Source organism: Erythrobacter sanguineus (assembly GCF_900143235.1).
Lineage (GTDB): Bacteria > Pseudomonadota > Alphaproteobacteria > Sphingomonadales > Sphingomonadaceae > Erythrobacter > Erythrobacter sanguineus.
Genome location: NZ_FRDF01000005.1, coordinates 133769 through 151225, shown reverse-complemented (window position 1 = coordinate 151225; position 17457 = coordinate 133769). Strand labels below are relative to the sequence as shown.

Genomic DNA, 17457 nt, shown 5'->3' with positions numbered 1-17457 from the left:
GTTAGTGCCGCAGGTTGCTGCGCATTAGCATTGCGACCGTTTTGCGCCGCGCAATCAACCTCCCTGGCGGCAAAACCCTAGGGAAATTATCTAATTATTTACCATTAACCCCTAACCCCGCTGCGTATGAACACGCAGACACTTCTTCACCGCGCCATTGCCGCGTCGGTTACCGTAACGGCAGGCTTGGCGCTCCTCGCACCAACTGTCGCGCTTGCCGCAGGGGTTTCAGCAGGGACGCTGATCGAGAACACGGCGGTCGCCAGCTATGATGATGGGGCCGGTCCGCGAACGATCAACTCCAACACCGTCACGGTCAGGGTCGACGAACTGCTTGATGTGACGCTGACCTCACTCGATCCGGGCCCGGTGCCGACCAGACCGGGCGAAGCGGTGCTGAGTTTCGAACTGACCAATCAGGGCAATGGGCCCGAAGCCTTTCGTCTGTTTGCCAACCCGTCGGTGGCGGGCAATGACTTCGACGTCACCGTGACGGCCATCGCGATCGATAGCAACGGCAACGGCGTCTATGATGCGGGGGTCGACGAGATCCTGGCCGAGCCGCAGACCACCGCGGAACTCGCGCCTGATGCCGTGGTAACACTGTTCGTTCTGGTGGCTGTGCCCGATGGTGTCAGCGACACCCAGACCAGCAATGTCGAACTTGCCGCCGAAGCCGTTACCGGCAACGGCGCGCCGGGCACCGTGTTCGCTGCTGCCGGGGTGGATGGCGGCGATGCGATTGTCGGGACGACCGAAGCACGCGCCATCGCGCGCGGCAGCCTCGTGGTTGGCATAACCTCGGTCGGCCTGACCAAGGCGGTGAGCCTGCGCGATCCGTTCGGCGGGGACAGCGCGGTTCCGGGCACCATCGCCACCTTCACGATTACCGCCACCGTCTCGGGCAGCGGCTCGGTCACCGATCTCGTGGTGACCGACGCGATCCCCGAAGGCACCACCTATACCGAGGGCACCCTTGCCCTCGACGGCGCGCCGCTCACCGATGCAGCTGATGCCGATGCCGGGGTCGCCAGCAATGCCGACGGGATCCGGGTCGAGTTCGGGCCCGTGCCCGGCGGAACTGTCCACACCATCACCTTCGACGTCGCCATCGACTGATTGCAATAGCCCAGGAAAAGAGACCAAAGTCATGATTCCCTTTGCAAAACTTACCATCGCCTTCGCCGCAATGGCGCTTGTCACCATGCCTGTTCAGGCGCAGCAGCAAGCCAGCCCGGTTTCGCTGTCGGGCGATGTGAAGGCCGTCAAGGTCATCACCGAAGCCGACGGCAGCGAACGCATCGATCTGGTCGAGCCGGGCACCATTATTCCGGGCGATCGCCTGATTTTCGGCACCGACTATGCCAATACTGGCGGCGAAGCGGTGACGAACTTCAACGTCACCAATCCGCTGCCGGCAGCTGTCCGCCTTGCCCCTGACGCCGATCCGGCGCTGACCGTTTCGGTCGATGGCGGCAAGACCTGGGGCCGGCTTGCAGACCTTTCGGTAACCGCTGCTGACGGCAGTGGACGCGCTGCCACGCATGAAGATGTCACCCATGTCCGATGGATGCTCGCCAGCATCGCACCGGGCGAGAAGGGGCGGCTTACCTATCCAGCAATTATCCGCTGACCAGCGGACAATAACCGCCACGTCCTGCGGGCGGATTTCTTGACGCGGGGCACACGCACAGGACCAGACCTATGAAGACCACCAAGCAGTTGCTGGGTGCGGTAAGCGCGCTTGCGCTTGTCGCCATGTCCAGCGCCCCTGCTCTGGCCGAAGGGACCAGCGCAGGATCAACCATTACCAACAACGTCAGCGTCACCTTCGATGTTGGCGGTGTCACCCAGACAGCCGTAACGGACAGCGACGAATTCACCGTCGACCGCAGGGTCAACGTGAATGTCGAATGGGTCGGCACGGCGACATCAGTGGCTCCCGGCGCGCCGGACCAGGTGATCGCATTTGACGTGACCAACCTGTCGAACGACACGATCGACCTTGATCTTGCCGCGGCGCTGACCGACGGCACGCCTGCCAATATCGGCGGCTTCGAGATCTATCTCGACAGCGACGGCGACCGGATACTGAGCGCGGCGGAACTGGCCGCCGGCCCGATCTCCTATCTCGACGAAGTGGCCGAAGATGGTACGATTGCCGTGATCGTGATCGCCGATATCGGCATCGATGCGGTCAACGGCGATGCGTTCGATGTGACGCTGACCGCCAATGCCCATGCCGGCGGCGGTGCGGGTGCGCTCGGGGCAGAGCTGGTCGCAACCAGCGGGGCCAACACGGCCGGCGTCGACACCGTGCTGTTTGACGGAGCAGGCGCGACCGATGCAGCCAATGACGGCGCGTTCTCCGACACCGGCGAATTCGTCGTGGCCGGTGCGCTGGTGACTGTCGCTAAGTCGAGCCGGGTGCTCGCGGATCCGGTCAATGATTTCCTTGCCGGCGGCGCTGCCAACCCGAATGCAAAGGCGATTCCGGGTGCAACGGTCGAATATTGCATCACCGTGGCCAACGCTTCGGGCGGGGCATTGGCGACCAATGTCGATGTGGTCGATGATCTGCCGTTCGATGTCACCTACGATGGCGACTTCGGCATCTTCGTCGATGGCGATGCGAATTGCGCCAATGGTCTTGCCGGAGGCAACTTCAGCGCCGGGACCGGACCCAACACCGAAGATCAGGTGCTGGGCGACCTCAGCGACATTGCAGAGGGCATTACCCGCTCGCTCTATTTCCGCGTGACGATCGACTAAGTCGCTCGCGGTAATTGACCTTGCGTGTTCCCCCCTCCTTGCGGCCCATGGCAGCAGCACTCCTTGCAGTGCTGCTGCCTTTCGGCGTGCCGCAAGGAGGGGTGGCCGCACAGGACACTGATTCATCCACTGGCCTCCGGACGATCACCAATATTGCCGAAGCCAGCTGGGAATTCGATGGCGAACGCGGCGGGACCCAAAGCAATCCGGTCCGCTTCGATGTCAGCCTCGCTCCGCCGCCGCCACCTGCGATACGGGTGTTTCGCCGCGCGCCGGGAGAAGGCCTGGAACTGACCTTTCGCCCGCCAAGCTGCGGCACGCGCCCCGATCCGGTGCAGCGCACCAGCAGCCTTGCGGGCCAGAACGCGACCGCCGCAACCGAAACCGCCGGCATCAGCACCGCAAGTGTCGTTCCTGCTGAGCAACTGCGCGGCGGGGAACCGCTGTTCTTCGAGATTGATGCGCAGGGTGCCAACCGCGATTCGGCGGCGATCGACAGCCTGACCGTGGTTCTCACCACAACCGATGGTGATCGCGAAACCCTGACGATTTTTGAAACAGCCCCCGACAGCGGGATCTTCACCGGACGGATCAGCACCAGCCGGATCCCGCCCGCCCTCGTGACCGGGGATTGCGTACTCAGCGCCGGTGACGGCTCGCGGATCACGGTCGCGGCAATGAATCCCGGCAGCGAAACTGTGCTGGTCGAAACCACGCTCGATGTGCTGGTCGATCCGTTCGGGATGGTGTTCGACAGCGAAACCGGTGAGCCTGTCGATGGTGCCCGGGTCACCCTGGTCGATGCCGCTACCGGTGCGCCTGCCACGGTCTTTGCCGAGGACGGGGTTACATCGTGGCCCTCCAGCGTGATTTCGGGCCAGTCCATCACGGATGGTGCGGGCCGGATTATACCGATGGGACCCGGCCGGTTCTGGTTTCCGCTGACCGCGACGGGTAGCTACAGGCTCGAAGTCCTGCCGCCCGAACCCTATGGCGCGCCCTCGGTCGTGTCGCCCGCGGCGCTGTCCGGTCTGACCCGGCCAGACGGGCTGCCCTTTGCCATCAATGATGGATCCTTTGGCCGGGCCTTCGTGCTCGACAATCCCGAACCATTTGAGGTTGATATTCCGCTTGATCGGCCAAGCCTTGCGGTGGGGCTGACCAAGACCGCTTCGCGTGCCAGCGCTGCGCCGGGCGATATCGTGTTCTATACCCTGATCGCGCGCAACGCCGATCCGTCGCGCATCAAACGAGAGGTGACGATTGCCGATACGCCTTCACGCTGGCTGCGGCTGCGGCCCGACAGCGTGCGGATCAATGGCGCGCCCGCCCCGGAAGCGGTTACCATCGCGCCCGATGGCCGATCGCTGAACATCGCGCTGGGCGATCTTCCGGGCGGCGCGAGCGCCCGTGTGACCTATGCAATGAATGTTCGCCCCGACGCCCCGCCGGGCCGGGTTATCAATGATGCAAGCGTGACCGACGCGCTTGGCCGGATCTCGCGTGCCTCTGTGGCGGTGGATATCGAGCGCGAAGGCATTGCCGACAGGATGACCATCATCGGCCGGATCACGGCCGGCGACTGCACGATCGACGAAGCCGCGCGTAGTGGGCTTGCGGGCGTCAGGGTGATGCTGGAGGATGGCAGCTTCGCCGTCACCGATGCCGATGGGCGTTATCATTTTGAAGGCGTGGTGCCCGGCACCCATGTGGTGCAGGTGTCGCGCATGACCCTGCCCGAAGGCGCGCGCATGGTCGATTGCCACACGTCGACACGCAACGCCGGGAGCGCATTTTCGCGCTTTGCGATCGGGCAGGGCGGCAGCCTGGTGGTGGCCGATTTCCATGCGGTTCTGCCCGAAGGCGTGGTTCAGGTTCAGCCCGAAGCCAGCCCGCTTGCCGTCGAAGCGGACAAGGCGGCGCCTGAGCCGGTCAAGCCGACCACCGGCTGGATTGCGCTGGGTGATGGCGAGGACGGCTTTCTTGCACCTGCCGAAGATGCCAATCCCCGCGCCCCGGCAGTGCGGGTGGTGATCCGTCACCGCCGCGGGCAGAAGGTCGAATTGCTGATCGACGGCAAACCGGTCGATCCGCTCGCCTTCGATGGCACCCAGAACCCCGAACGCGGCAAATATGCGATCAGCCAGTGGCGCGGTGTGCCGCTGATCAACGAGCGCAGCATGCTCGAAGCGCGGATCATCAATTCCTTTGGCGAAGTCTCAAGGACCTTCACGCGCGAAGTGTTCTTTACCCGCACGCCCGCCCGGGTCGAACTGGTGCCGGAATTGTCCAACCTCATCGCTGACGGCCGGACAAGGCCGACGGTGGCGATCCGGGTGCTGGACCGCAATAATCGCCCCTTGCGCGAGGGCATCTCGGGCAACTTCACGCTCAACGCGCCCTATGAAAGCGCCGAGCAGATCGATCGCCAGCAGCTCGATCAGCTGACCGGCACCGCGCCGGTGGCTGCGCGCTGGGTGGTCGAGGGCGAGGATGGCATTGCCCGGATCGAACTTGCGCCGACCATGGTCAGCGGTTCGCTGCGGCTCGATTTCGCCTTTGACGATGGCCAGATCACCCGCCGTCAGGAGCTTGAGGCGTGGGTTGAGCCGGGCGATATCGAATGGACGATCGTCGGTCTTGTCGAAGGCACGGCAGGGGCGCGTTCGGTAGCCGATAACATGGAGCGCGCCGGACGGTTCGACAGCGACCTTGGCGATGATGCGCGTGTCGCGCTTTATGCCAAGGGCCGGGTGCTGGGCAAATATCTGCTGACGCTGGCCTATGACAGCGCCAAGCAGCGCGAGGACCAGCGGGTGCTCGGCGCGCTTGATCCGCAGGCCTATTACACCGTGTTCGGCGATGCGTCGGCCCGGCGCTTTGATGCCGCGAGCCGCGAAAAGCTTTATGTCCGGATCGAAAGCTCGACCTTCTATGCGCTCTATGGCGATTTCCAGACCGCCTTCAACCAGACGCGCCTTGCCAATTACAACCGCACCGCCACCGGGGTGAAGGCCGAGGCGCGGATCGGACAATTCAAGGCGCAAGGCTTTGCCGCCGAAATCGCGAGCCGGTTCCGCCGCCAGGAAATTCAGGGGCAGGGCATCACCGGGCCTTACGACCTTTCAAGCCGCCGCATCCTGCCCAACAGCGAGCGGGTCACCATCGAGGTGCGTGACCGTTTTCGCCCCGAACTGATCGTGTCGGTGCGCGAGCTGACGCGGTTTGCCGATTATGATCTCGATCTGCTGGCGGGCACCATCAGCTTTGCCGCGCCGGTGCTGAGCCGTGACGAAAACCTCAACCCGCAATTCATCGTCATCGAGTTCGAAACCGATGGCGCGGCCGAAGGCGAGATGAATGCCGGGGTGCGCGCCGACTGGACCAGCGATGATGGCAAGCTGCGGGTCGGGGCAAGCGCGATTACCGATGCGGGCATCACCGGCCCCGGCGGCGAAGCGACCCGCACCGCTATTGGCGCGGTCGATCTGCTGGCGCGGATCGGCGATGCTACCGAACTGCGCGCCGAGCTGGGTGTCAGCCGCCGTGAGGGCGAGACTGCGACCGGCTGGCTGGTCGAAGCCCAGCATCAGACCGGCATGCTTGATGTGCTCGCCTATGCCCGCCAGATCGATGGCGAGTACGGCATCGGCCAGCAGAACGCCGCCGAAGTCGGGCGGCGCAAGCTCGGGGTCGATGGCCGGGTTCTGCTCAGCCAGGAACTGAACCTCGTCGGCAGTCTGTGGCAGGATGAAAGCCTGATCGATGCCACGCGCCGCCGTGCTGCGCAGGCGCAGATGGTGCTGACCCGCCAGCGCACCGACATGCGGATCGGCATTGCCCATTTCACGGACCGGCTGGGCGATGGTTCGGCTGCATCTTCGACCGTGCTCGAAGCCGGGGCGACCCAGCGAATGTTCGATAACAAGCTTGAACTTTCCGGCAGCACCGCCGTCGCGCTGGGCCAGGCGGAGAGCTTCGATCTGCCCGCGCGCCACCGTCTGGGCGTGCGCTATGCCGTCACCCCCGATGTGCGGTTGGTCGGCACTTACGAGATTGCCGATGGCGAGACGCTCGACGCGCGCCAGCTGCGCGGCGGGATCGAGGTTGCGCCATGGCGCGGCGGTCAGGTGGTCACCTCACTGGGCGAGGAAACCATCGGCGAAAACGGCACCCGCAGCTTTGCCGCCTTCGGCCTGTCGCAGACCCTGCAGGTCACGCCCACACTGATGATCGACGCAACCATCGACGGCAACCGCACCCTTGGCGGTACGCCTGATCCCGCGCAGATCATCAACCCGGCCCAGCCTGCCGCGAGCGGCGGACAGTTGACCGGTGGGCTGTTGTTCGAGGATTTCACCGCGCTTACCTTTGGTGCAGCCTGGCGCAAGGATCGCTGGAGCCTGACCGCACGCGGCGAATATCGCGACGGCGAACAGGCTGACCGCAAGGGCGTGACCTTCGGCGCGATCCGTCAGTTGGGCGAGGGCAGCCTCGTCGGATCGGGCCTGACCTGGACGCTGGCCGAAAGCGGCAATGGCGCAGCCACCGAGATCATGGATGCGAGCATTGCCTTTGCCCACCGTCCCGACAACTCGCCGCTGGCGATGCTGGGACGGCTCGAATATCGCAGCGACCGGGTCGAGGATGCAATTGCCGGGCAGGCAGGCGGGGCCGGGCGCACCGCGCTGATCGTTGATGGCGATGCGATTGCCCGCCGCTTGGTCGCCAGCCTTTCGACCAATTTCTCACCGCGCGGAAGCAATAATGGGGCAGAAACCCGGCGCGATGAATACACCTTGTTCCTCGGAGCACGCTACAATTTCGACGAATTCGAAGGCACCGAGTTTTCCGGAACCATGGTGCTTGCCGGGCTTGATGCCCGCATCGGCCTGTCGGAACGGGTTGAAGTCGGGGGGAGCGTGACCGTGCGCGCCAGCCTTGAGGACGAGGTGACCAGCTTCGCCTATGGCCCGACCATCGGCTTTGTCCCGGCCGAAGGCATGCTGGTCACACTGGGCTACAACGTCAGCGGTTTTCGCGACGGTGACTTTGCCGCTGCGCGCAATACTGATCAGGGCGTCTTTGCCAGCGTGCGGATGAAGTTCGACACCGACACATTCTCTTTCCTCGGGCTGGGGCGGTAGGCCATGGCGACGGGAAAACAGCGCAAGATCAACACCGCATTAACCATGTTGCCTTATCGCGCGGGCATGGATGCGGCTGAGTGGACAGGACGCTTTGAAAAGGCTGTGGCAGTGCTGCTGCGGCTGTTGCTTGCCGCGCTCGGCCTTGCCTTTGCGCAGCCTGTCATGGCGCAAGCGGTCAGCACCTATGTCGTAACCAATGACGGCGTTATCGACGGGACGCGGACCTGCACCAATCCGCTGGTGCGCAACTTCAATGTCACCGACAGCTTTACCATTGCCGATGTCGACCTTGGGGTGCTGATTACCCACAGGTGGCGCGGTGACCTACAGATCACGCTGGTCTCGCCCGATGGTACACGGGTACAGGTGACCAATGGGGACACTCAGTCCACCAGCGGGGACAACTTCAACGTCGTGCTGGACGACGCGGCGGCGCAGCTTGTCAATACCGACAGTCCGACGGGAAACCATGCGAGCACGGCTCCACCCTTCCAGAACCGCTTCCGCCCGAACAACGCCCTGTCGGCCTTCAACGGGCAGAACTCTGCCGGAACATGGCGGCTGGAAATGTGCGATCTTTTTCCGAGCTCAGATGATGGCGAGTTCCGCCATGCCGAACTCTACCTCACCGCCTTGCCCTCGGATTTCGCCGATCTTTCCCTGACCAAGCAACTTATCGGGTCGCCTCCTGTTTCGGGCGGCGTTGCAACCTGGCGGCTGACCGTGACAAGCAGCACGGCATCGACCATTACCGCCACCGACATTGCCGTGCGTGACAACTTGCCCGCAGGTTTCAACTTCTCCGCAGCAACCGGCACCGGCACCTTCAATGCGGCAACCGGTGTGTGGAACGTCGGCGCGCTTGACCCGGGCGAAAGCGCGGCGATCACATTGACCGGAACGGTCTCGTCCAGCGCCGGAACCACGGTGACAAACATCGCCGAGATCATCAGCAGCAGCGCGATCGACCTTGATTCCACCCCGGACAACGGCATCACTAGCGAGGATGACCATGCTGTTTCCGCGCTGATCGTTCAGAGCGGGCGGGCGCCCGGCATTGTCCCGGTGCTGGCCTGTCCGGCGGGCATTTCGGTGTTCGACTGGGATCTGATTCCGGGATGGAGTCCCGGTTCAACCGACAATACCTATGCCTTTGCCAGCTTCGGCAACATCCGCTTCCAGATCGGCAATGACGGCGCGTTCCTGAACAGTGCCCAGTTCGGCGGACAATCGCCGACCGTGTTCAACGGGCTGACAGGTGGCTTTGTAAGCCCTGAAAACAGTCTGACACTGCTGGCCGATCAGGCCAATCTTTCGGGCGATGTCGAGATCGACGTCACCTTGCCGCGTGTTTTTACAGGTTTGCAGTTCTCGATCTTTGACGTCGATTTCTTTGCTGGCCAGTTTACCGATCGGGTCGAGGTGTTCGGCACCCGTAACGGCACCACCGTGCTGCCTGTGCTGACCAACGGCAATGTCAACCAGGTCACCGGGAATGTGGTGATCGGTGATGGCCTGTCCGCCGATGCCGAACCGTTTGGCAATGTCGTTGTTACCTTTACCGAGGGCATTGACCGTATCGTGGTCCGTTACGGCAACAATTCGAATGCACCGACCGATCCCGGCCAGCAAGCGATCGCGATCCACGATCTGAAGGTTTGCAACCCGTTTACCCGCCTTTCCGTGACCAAGGTCAGCTCGCTGATTTCCGATCCGGTCAACGGCACCAACAACCCCAAGGCGATCCCCGGCGCGCTGGTGGAATACCTCATCACCGTGGCCAACACCGGCACCTCGGCAACGGATGCAGATAGCGTGGTGGTGTGGGATCAGGGACCGGCCGATGCAAAGCTGTGCCTGCTGGGCAGAGCGGGCGGGCCGGTGGTCTGGAACGATCCGGGCGGCGTTTCCGGCCTGATTTACGGCTTCAGCGCGCTGGGTTCAGCGACTGATGATCTCGAATTCTCGAACGACGACGGATTAAGCTGGAATTACACTCCGGTTGCCGATGGCTCCGGCTGCGATCCGGCCATCACGGATTTCCGCCTGCGCCCGCGCGGCGCCTTTGCAGGTGGGCGTTCTGTGGCGGTCACAGTCCGGTATGTGGTTGAATGACCACCAAAGGGAAGGTGGCGGACAGGGTGGGATTCGAACCCACGGTAGGCTTGCACCTACGGCGGTTTTCAAGACCGCTGCCTTAAACCACTCGGCCACCTGTCCGCTGCAATTCGCCCTCTAGCGGGGCTGCTTTGCCAAGTCACCATACTTCGGTTGTTGGGAATTTGCCCAAGGTGTGACATCCCTGTCCAGATGATTCCCCGCCTTCTTCCTGTCGCCTGTCTTGCCCTTGCCGCAACTGCGCTGTTCGGCACAACGCCTGCGATCGCTCCTGCCACCGCACAGGCGCCCGATCAGGCGGCGCTGCCGTTTGATGCCTATCTGGAGTTGCTCAAGGCGCGGGCGCGGGCTGAAGGCGTGACCAGCGCGACGATCGACCGGATGACCGCCGGTCTCACCCCCAATGAACGCGTTATCCGGCTCGACCGCAACCAACCCGGCAGCGCCACGACGCAGGGCTATCCGCCGATCGCGCCCTATATCGCGACTCACGTCAACGGCGAACGGATCGGCAGCGGGCGGCGCGTCTATTCCGAGCACCGCGAGCTGCTTGCCCGGATCGAGCGCGAAACCGGCGTGCCGGGGGCGATCATCATCGCGATCTTCGGGCACGAAACCAGCTATGGCCGGATCAAAGGCGATTTCGATCTCGCTCGCAGCCTGGCCACGCTGGCGTGGGAAGGACGCCGGCGCGAGCTGTTCGCGGGCGAATTCATCGCGCTGATGAAGATTGCGGACAAGGGCTATGCCCGGTCGCAACTGGTTGGCAGCTACGCCGGCGCCTTCGGCAATCCGCAGTTCCTGCCGAGCGTCTATCTGCGTCTTGCCACCGATGGTGACGGGGACGGGCGAGCAGACATATTCTCCAACCGGGCCGATACCTTCGCCTCGATCGCCAATTATTTCCGCGATGCCGGATGGCGCCCCGGGCAGCCTTGGGGTGTGCGGGCCTATGTTCCTTCGGGTTTCGAATTCGATGCCCACAAGACCCGCCTTGTCGCACCGCTCTGCCCACGGGTGCATGAACGCCACAGCGTCTGGAGGACTGTCGCCGAATGGCGCGCGCTGGGAGTGGTGGCGCAGGGCGGGCTGGCTGACGAGGTGATGGCCTCGCTGTTCCAGCCCGACGGCCCCGGGGCACCGGCCTGGCTGCTGACCGGCAATTACCGCGCCATTCTGGAATATAACTGCTCCAACTACTACGCCATGAGCGTGGGGCTGCTGGCCGACGAAATCGTGAACTGAGCATGGGGCGAGCCTCGCCAAGCGCGCGGGGCGGGGCTATGGCTAGCGGCGTGATTGCCTCTTTGCGAAACCGCCTTGCCCTGATCTTGCTGCTGTGCATGGTCGCAGCGCCCCTGCGCGCCCAGTCAGCCGATGACCAGATCGCCCCCGCGGTCCCGTCTGCTGACGAGGCGCCAGTGGCGCTGCTGGTGGACATCACCAGCGGGCAGGTGCTGCACGCCCGCAATCCCGACCGGCGGTTCATGCCGGCCTCGGTGACCAAGGTGATGACCCTTTACCTTGCGTTCGAGTTGATCGAGGCAGGCAGGCTCGATCCGGCACAGGTTTTCGCAATGAGCCCCGAATTGGCGCGCGAATGGCGGCGCAAAGGCTCGACCATGTTCCTTGATGCGGGTGAGCAGGTGACGGTCCACGACCTCTTGCTGGGGATCGCCAATGTCTCGGCCAATGACGGGGCGGCGGTGCTGGCGGCCGGGCAGGCGGGCTCGGTTGCCGCATGGACGGCGGCGATGAACGATACCGCGCGCGGGCTGGGCATGAGCGGAAGCCATTTCGGAACGCCCAACGGCTTTCCCGATGAAGGGCGCACCTTCGCCACCGCCAATGATCTGGTGAAGCTCGCCCGGGCCATGGTGACACGCCATCCCGACAAGTTCGGTTACTACGTCGGCCGTACCGGCTTTGATTACAAAGGCATTGCGCAGATCAATCACGATCCGCTGATCGGTCGGACACCGGGGGCAGATGGGATCAAGACCGGCTTCACCAACGAATCCGGCTTCTCCTATCTCGGAACTGCCCGGCGCAATCGGCAGCGGCTCGTTCTGGTTCTGGCAGGCGTGGAGAATGGCCGGCTGCGCGGACGCTTGGCGCGGGCCTATATGGAATGGGGTTTTACCGCCCTGGATCGACGCCGGTTGTTCCCGGCAAAGGCCGTTATCGGCGAAGCGCGAGTGCAGAACGGCGATACGCGCCGTCTTGATCTGGTGGCAAAAGGGCCTGTGGCCATCAACCTGCCGCGCGGAAGCAAGGGCAAGCCTACCGCGACCATCCGCTATGAAGGCCCGCTGCGCGCGCCCATCGTCGCCGGACAGGAGGTCGCCGTGCTCGAAGTGACCGCACCCGGCGTTGCCCCGGCGCGCATTCCGCTGTTCGCGGCTGAAGCGGTGGCAGCTGCTGGCCCTTTCGACCGGATCATCAACGCCATTGCGGGCCTTTTCGCATGAGCACCGCGCGCGGTCGCTTTATCGCCTTTGAGGGCGGGGAGGGGGCAGGCAAGTCCACCCAGGCAAAGCTGCTGGCCGAGGCGCTGCGCGCTCTGGGGTTTTCGGTCGTGATGACCCGTGAGCCCGGCGGCACCCCGGGTGCGGAAGCCATCCGCAACCTGTTGCTGAACCCACCCGGGGGCGAATGGACCGCGGAGGCCGAAGCCCTGCTGTTTGCAGCGGCCCGCGCGGACCATGTCGCGCAGCTTATCCGGCCAGCCCTCGCCCGCGGGGATTGGGTCATATGCGACCGCTTTGTCGATTCAAGCCGTGCCTATCAGGGTGGGGCAGGGGGACTTGGTGACGACGCAATCCTTTCGCTTCATGCTTTTGGCAGCGATGGCATGCGCCCTGATCGGGTGATCCTGATCGAGGGTGACGAGGCATCTCTGGCACAGCGTCTTGCGACCCGCGGCGCGATCAGCGACGCGATCGAAGGTCGTCCAGCCAGCTATCACCGTGCGGTGGCCGACGCCTTCGGCAACATTGCCCAGGCCGACCCTTCCGGCTTTGTCCCCATCGACGGCATCGGCGCGCCCGAAGATGTCCATCGCCGGATCATGACCGCGATCGCCGATCTGACCGCAGGCGAAGCCGCATGATCCGCTGGCCCAATCACACTGACGCATGGCGGCAATGGCGCGATGCAATCGGCAGTGAGCGGATGCACCACGGCTGGCTGCTGGCTGGCAAAAGCGGCCTCGGCAAACGCGACTTCGCCATGGCTGCCGCGCGCGAACTGGTTGCGCAAGCCGGTGTGCCGCAACCGCAAGGCAATCACCCTGACATCCTTGTCCTCACCTATGGCCCAAAGGATGACAAGGCCGAACGCGCGGCAGCCGATGGCAAGCCGTTCGAACTCGCGCGCAGCATCCGCATCAAACAGATCCGGGCGATGCAGAAACGGCTTACCACCCGCCCGACACTGGGTGCACGTCGCGTCGTCATCATCGATCCGGCCGACGACATGGAGAAAGCGGCCGCCAACGCGCTGCTGAAAAGCCTTGAGGAACCGCCGCAGGGCACGTTTTTCCTGCTGGTGACGCACCGCCCGGCGCGGCTGCTGCCGACCATCCGTTCGCGCTGCCGGACATTGCGCTTTCCGGTGCTGTCCGACAGCCAGCTTGCAGCGATGCTGGAGGAGTCCGGATTGCCGGTGGATCCGGCCGCGATTGCCGCTGCCGAAGGGTCATTCGGCGCGGCACTGCGCTTTGCCGAGCAGGATTTGGCGCCCTTGGCCCGGGAGATCGAAACGCTGCTTTCCGGCGGAGAGGAAGGCTTTGCCTTGCGCGGCGAACTCGCCCGGTTGATCGGCCCACGCGCTGATCGCGACCGGATGCAGGCGGTATTCGATCTCGCTCAGGCACTCACGGCCCGCGCTGCACGCAACACGGATGATGCAGGCCGCCGTGCGGGTCTGATTGATGCCTATGCCGCGCTGGTTGCGCTCGCCGCCGAAGCGCCGACTGCGAATTACGATCCCGGGATGCTCCCCTTCGAGATCGGCAGCTTGCTTGTCGCCGCCGCGCCCGCTAGCGAACCCGCCCATGGCTGAGACCGATACCTCCCCCTTCTACATAACCACCGCGATCAGCTACCCCAATGGGCGCCCGCATATCGGCCACGCCTATGAAGCGATCGCAGCTGATGTGATCGCCCGTTTCCAGCGGCTGCAGGGCCGCCGCGTGCGGTTTCAGACCGGCACCGACGAACACGGCCTGAAAATGGCGCGCAAGGCCGAGGAACAGGGCCGTACGCCCAGTGATCTGGCGGACGAAATGTCCTCCTATTTCCGTGACATGTGCGATGCTCTGAATGTGTCCTATGATCGTTTCATTCGCACATCAGAGCCTGATCATCACCGCGCCAGCCAGGCCATCTGGCAAGCGATGGAAGCAGCCGGCGATCTCTATCTTGATCGCTATGAGGGGTGGTATTCTGTCCGTGACGAGGCCTATTACGACGCAAGCGAGCTGGTCGAAGGCGAGGGCGACGAAAAGCTTTCTCCGCAGGGCACGCCGGTTGAATGGACGATCGAGGAAAGCTGGTTTTTCCGCCTTTCGAAGTACGAGCAACCCTTGCTCGAATTGTTGCGCACTCCCGGTTTCCTAGAACCGGCGAGCCGCCGCAACGAGATGATCGCCTTTGTCGAACAGGGTCTGCGCGATCTTTCGGTCAGCCGAACCAGTTTTGACTGGGGGGTCAAGGTGCCCGGCTCGGACAATCATGTGATGTATGTGTGGGTCGATGCACTCACAAATTACCTTACGGGTCTTGGCTATCCCGATGAAATATCAGAGGGAATGAACACCTTCTGGCCTGCCAGCCTGCACCTGATCGGCAAGGATATCGTTCGCTTTCACACGATCTATTGGCCCGCCTTCCTGATGAGCGCGAAACTGCCGGTGCCACAAAAGGTGTTCGGTCACGGCTTCCTGCTCAACCGCGGACAGAAGGAATCGAAGTCGCTCGGCAATGTCACCGATCCGCTGGAACTGGCTGAGCGGTTCGGGGTCGATGCCTTGCGATACTTCCTGATGCGCGAAGTCGCCTTCGGACAGGATGGCAGCTATTCGCCCGAAGCGATTGTTTTGCGAGCCAATGCCGAGCTGGCAAACAGCTTTGGCAACCTTGCGCAACGCACCCTGTCGATGATTGCCAAGAACATGGACGGGCGGCTTGAAGTGAATTTTTCCCCTGCCGAGGCTGATCTGGAACTTAGGAATACGGTCAATGATGCTTCACGGACCCTGCTTCCAAAAGCCTTCGAGCAGCTTTCCTTTTCTACCGGAATCGAGGACTGGTTGCGCGCGGTCTATGCCTGCAACCAATATGTCGATGAGCAGGCCCCATGGGCGCTAAAGAAGTCCGATCCCGATCGTATGAGGGTGGTTCTAACTATCCTTTTCCAGCAACTCAGGACCTTGGCCATCGCCATTCAACCGGTTACGCCGGAAAAGGCAGCCGCCTTGCTCGATCAGCTTGGCATCCCCGAAAATGAACGCACCTATGCTGCCATTGACAACGACACGTGGTTCGACCGCCTCGTCGCCAGCGGCTTCACCGTTGCTCCGCCCACTCCGCTGTTCCCGCGGCTTGAACTGCCTGCCGAGGGCGAGGGTGCCTGATGCTGGTCGATAGCCACTGTCACCTCGAATACAAAGGTCTGGTCGAGGATCAGGCCGAGGTGCTGGCTCGTGCACGAGCAGCCGGCGTTGGGGCGTTTCTCAACATTTCGACGCGGGCAAGCGAATGGGCGCAGGTCGTCGGCACCGCTGCGCGCGAACCCGATGTGTTCGCCAGCGTGGGAATCCACCCGCACGAGGCCGACGCGCATCAGGATCTGGGCCGTGCGGCGCTGCTCGATGCGACACGGCATGACCGGGTGATCGCGATTGGCGAGACGGGGCTCGATTACTTTTACGACCATTCTGACCGGGGCGCTCAACAAAAGCTGTTCCGGATGCACATTGATGTTGCGCGCGAGACGCAGTTGCCGCTCATCATCCACACCCGCGACGCCGAGGATGATACCCACGCCATCCTGGCCGAAGAAATGGGGAAGGGGGCGTTTCCGGCGCTGATCCACTGCTTCACGGCGTCTGCCGATTTTGCCTCAAAGGTGCTGGAACTGGGGTTGATGATCTCGCTGTCCGGGATCGTGACGTTCAAGAATGCCAAGGACTTGCAGGAGGTTGCAAAGATCATTCCTGACAATCGCCTGCTGGTGGAAACCGACAGTCCGTTCCTCGCCCCGGTCCCGCATCGGGGCAGGGTGTGTGAACCCGCCTATGTCGCCGATACGGCTGCCTTCGTCGCGGGCCTGCGCGGAACGGATGTCGAACGACTGAAAGAACAGACAACCACCAATTTCTTCCGGCTTTTCAACAAGGCTGCTCTGTGAAACTGGTCATGCTTGGCTCTGGCACCTCGACCGGTGTTCCCAGACTGGGCGGGCCGGACGGCACCGGCGACTGGGGCGATTGCGATCCGGATGAGCCGAGAAACCGCCGCACCCGCGTTTCCATTCTGGTCGAGAGCGATGATGGTCGGCGCTTGCTGGTAGACACTTCGTCCGATTGTCGCGCCCAGTTGCTCGCCAACCGGATCGGCAGCATTGATGCGGTGTTCTGGACCCATGACCATGCCGATCATTGTCATGGTATCGATGATCTTCGCGTGCTGCGTTACGGACGTGCCGGGCCGATCCCGGCTTTTGCATCGACCGAAACCGTGCGACGCTTGCGGCAGCGCTTCGGCTATGTGTTTGCGGGGCAGGATGGCTATCCCACGATCTGTACCATAGATACGCTTGACCGGTTGCGGATGATTGCGGGTTTCGGGGTCGAATGGTGCCAGATGGCGCATGGTCCCGGCGAAACCACCGGGTACAGGTTCGATGCTGACGGGAAGTCCATCGGATATGCTACAGATTTCAGTGATATTTCTGACGAAATGATCGATCTGTTCGACAATATTGATATTCTTGTATCGGACTGCCTTCGCCGTGAACCGCACCCGACCCATGCGCATCTTGCCATGGCAATCGAACTGGGTGAACGTTGCGGCGCGCAGCGTGTGGTCCTGAGCCATCTCGACAAGAGCATGGATTATCGCGAGCTTTGCGACGAGGTGCCAGATTTCGTGACAGTCGGTTATGACGGGTTGGAGATCATCGCATGAGCCCGGAAATGCTCATTCCGATCATCAGCAGCATTGGGTGGCTGGTTGTGGTTGGCGCAGCCTTGGCCTCTTACCGGCTTGAATGGGGTCAGATGGCCAGAATGGCACTGGTCTGGCTGGCGATTTTTGTCGGGCTTTATGTTTTGGTGCTGTGGTTCATGATGGCGCAGGACACCGCTGGAACACTGGTCTAGATTTTACATAATATATATTATCCATCTTAA

At 62.9% G+C, this 17457-nt stretch carries 13 protein-coding genes and 1 tRNA gene; 13 read left to right on the top strand and 1 reads right to left on the bottom strand.

Translation table 11 applies throughout. The features are described from left to right. Nucleotides 1–126 precede the first annotated feature (126 nt). From BUA05_RS05435 to BUA05_RS05415, 5 genes are all read left to right on the top strand, one after another. Complete coding sequence (locus tag BUA05_RS05435) at nt 127–1119, top strand: DUF11 domain-containing protein (protein ID WP_072673645.1); 993 nt, start codon at nt 127–129, stop codon at nt 1117–1119. A gap of 31 nt (nt 1120–1150) precedes the next feature. Continuing rightward, nucleotides 1151–1633 carry a hypothetical protein gene (locus BUA05_RS05430; protein WP_072673644.1) on the top strand — a complete coding sequence of 161 codons (483 nt, stop codon included), beginning with the start codon at nt 1151–1153 and terminating at the stop codon, nt 1631–1633. 71 nt (nt 1634–1704) lie between these two features. Beyond that, nucleotides 1705–2772 carry a hypothetical protein gene (locus BUA05_RS05425; RefSeq protein ID WP_072673643.1) on the top strand — a complete coding sequence of 356 codons (1068 nt, stop codon included), beginning with the start codon at nt 1705–1707 and terminating at the stop codon, nt 2770–2772. A gap of 47 nt (nt 2773–2819) precedes the next feature. Continuing rightward, nucleotides 2820–7919: a DUF11 domain-containing protein gene (locus tag BUA05_RS05420; protein ID WP_072673642.1), complete on the top strand. Its 5100-nt coding sequence runs from the start codon at nt 2820–2822 to the stop codon at nt 7917–7919. A 3-nt stretch (nt 7920–7922) separates the two neighbouring features. Beyond that, nucleotides 7923–10037 (top strand): proprotein convertase P-domain-containing protein, encoded by a 2115-nt coding sequence (locus BUA05_RS05415; protein ID WP_072673641.1) that lies wholly within the window; start codon nt 7923–7925, stop codon nt 10035–10037. A gap of 15 nt (nt 10038–10052) precedes the next feature. Here BUA05_RS05415 and BUA05_RS05410 read toward each other — a convergent pair. Next, nucleotides 10053–10142 (bottom strand) — tRNA-Ser (locus BUA05_RS05410). A gap of 90 nt (nt 10143–10232) precedes the next feature. Between BUA05_RS05410 and BUA05_RS05405 the strand changes: the two genes are divergently transcribed. The 8 genes from BUA05_RS05405 to BUA05_RS05370 all read left to right on the top strand — a co-directional run bounded on the left by BUA05_RS05405 (nt 10233) and on the right by BUA05_RS05370 (nt 17427). Next, the gene (locus tag BUA05_RS05405) at nt 10233–11285 is read left to right on the top strand and encodes a lytic murein transglycosylase (RefSeq protein ID WP_072673640.1); all 1053 of its coding nucleotides are present in this window, start codon (nt 10233–10235) and stop codon (nt 11283–11285) included. Nucleotides 11286–11383: 98 nt separating this feature from the next. Continuing rightward, entirely contained in the window at nt 11384–12511 is a 1128-nt protein-coding gene (locus BUA05_RS05400) for a D-alanyl-D-alanine carboxypeptidase family protein (RefSeq protein ID WP_245790096.1), read from the top strand. After that, on the top strand, nt 12508–13152 hold the full coding sequence (tmk, locus tag BUA05_RS05395) for a dTMP kinase (RefSeq protein ID WP_072673638.1): 645 nt from the start codon (nt 12508–12510) through the stop codon (nt 13150–13152). Before BUA05_RS05400 ends, tmk begins: the two co-directional genes overlap by 4 nt. Beyond that, entirely contained in the window at nt 13149–14105 is a 957-nt protein-coding gene (locus tag BUA05_RS05390) for a DNA polymerase III subunit (RefSeq protein WP_072673637.1), read from the top strand. The genes tmk and BUA05_RS05390 overlap by 4 nt, the downstream gene beginning before the upstream one ends. Continuing rightward, a complete protein-coding gene (gene metG, locus BUA05_RS05385) occupies nt 14098–15678 on the top strand; it encodes a methionine--tRNA ligase (protein ID WP_072673636.1) in 1581 nt (526 codons plus the stop codon). The genes BUA05_RS05390 and metG overlap by 8 nt, the downstream gene beginning before the upstream one ends. Then, nucleotides 15678–16454: a TatD family hydrolase gene (locus tag BUA05_RS05380; RefSeq protein ID WP_072673635.1), complete on the top strand. Its 777-nt coding sequence runs from the start codon at nt 15678–15680 to the stop codon at nt 16452–16454. The genes metG and BUA05_RS05380 overlap by 1 nt, the downstream gene beginning before the upstream one ends. Continuing rightward, nucleotides 16451–17233: an MBL fold metallo-hydrolase gene (locus tag BUA05_RS05375; protein ID WP_072673634.1), complete on the top strand. Its 783-nt coding sequence runs from the start codon at nt 16451–16453 to the stop codon at nt 17231–17233. The genes BUA05_RS05380 and BUA05_RS05375 overlap by 4 nt, the downstream gene beginning before the upstream one ends. Beyond that, nucleotides 17230–17427, top strand: a complete 198-nt coding sequence (locus BUA05_RS05370) for a hypothetical protein (RefSeq protein WP_072673633.1) — start codon at nt 17230–17232, stop codon at nt 17425–17427. Before BUA05_RS05375 ends, BUA05_RS05370 begins: the two co-directional genes overlap by 4 nt. The last annotated feature ends 30 nt before the right edge of the window (nt 17428–17457 follow it).

What these genes read in the sequence shown, in the direction of transcription:
- BUA05_RS05435 (WP_072673645.1), top strand. Translation starts at nt 127, where the DNA reads ATGAACACGCAGACACTTCTTCACCGCGCCATTGCCGCGTCGGTTACC.
- BUA05_RS05430 (WP_072673644.1), top strand. Translation starts at nt 1,151, where the DNA reads ATGATTCCCTTTGCAAAACTTACCATCGCCTTCGCCGCAATGGCGCTT.
- BUA05_RS05425 (WP_072673643.1), top strand. Translation starts at nt 1,705, where the DNA reads ATGAAGACCACCAAGCAGTTGCTGGGTGCGGTAAGCGCGCTTGCGCTT.
- BUA05_RS05420 (WP_072673642.1), top strand. Translation starts at nt 2,820, where the DNA reads ATGGCAGCAGCACTCCTTGCAGTGCTGCTGCCTTTCGGCGTGCCGCAA.
- BUA05_RS05415 (WP_072673641.1), top strand. Translation starts at nt 7,923, where the DNA reads ATGGCGACGGGAAAACAGCGCAAGATCAACACCGCATTAACCATGTTG.
- BUA05_RS05405 (WP_072673640.1), top strand. Translation starts at nt 10,233, where the DNA reads ATGATTCCCCGCCTTCTTCCTGTCGCCTGTCTTGCCCTTGCCGCAACT.
- BUA05_RS05400 (WP_245790096.1), top strand. Translation starts at nt 11,384, where the DNA reads ATGGTCGCAGCGCCCCTGCGCGCCCAGTCAGCCGATGACCAGATCGCC.
- tmk (WP_072673638.1), top strand. Translation starts at nt 12,508, where the DNA reads ATGAGCACCGCGCGCGGTCGCTTTATCGCCTTTGAGGGCGGGGAGGGG.
- BUA05_RS05390 (WP_072673637.1), top strand. Translation starts at nt 13,149, where the DNA reads ATGATCCGCTGGCCCAATCACACTGACGCATGGCGGCAATGGCGCGAT.
- metG (WP_072673636.1), top strand. Translation starts at nt 14,098, where the DNA reads ATGGCTGAGACCGATACCTCCCCCTTCTACATAACCACCGCGATCAGC.
- BUA05_RS05380 (WP_072673635.1), top strand. Translation starts at nt 15,678, where the DNA reads ATGCTGGTCGATAGCCACTGTCACCTCGAATACAAAGGTCTGGTCGAG.
- BUA05_RS05370 (WP_072673633.1), top strand. Translation starts at nt 17,230, where the DNA reads ATGAGCCCGGAAATGCTCATTCCGATCATCAGCAGCATTGGGTGGCTG.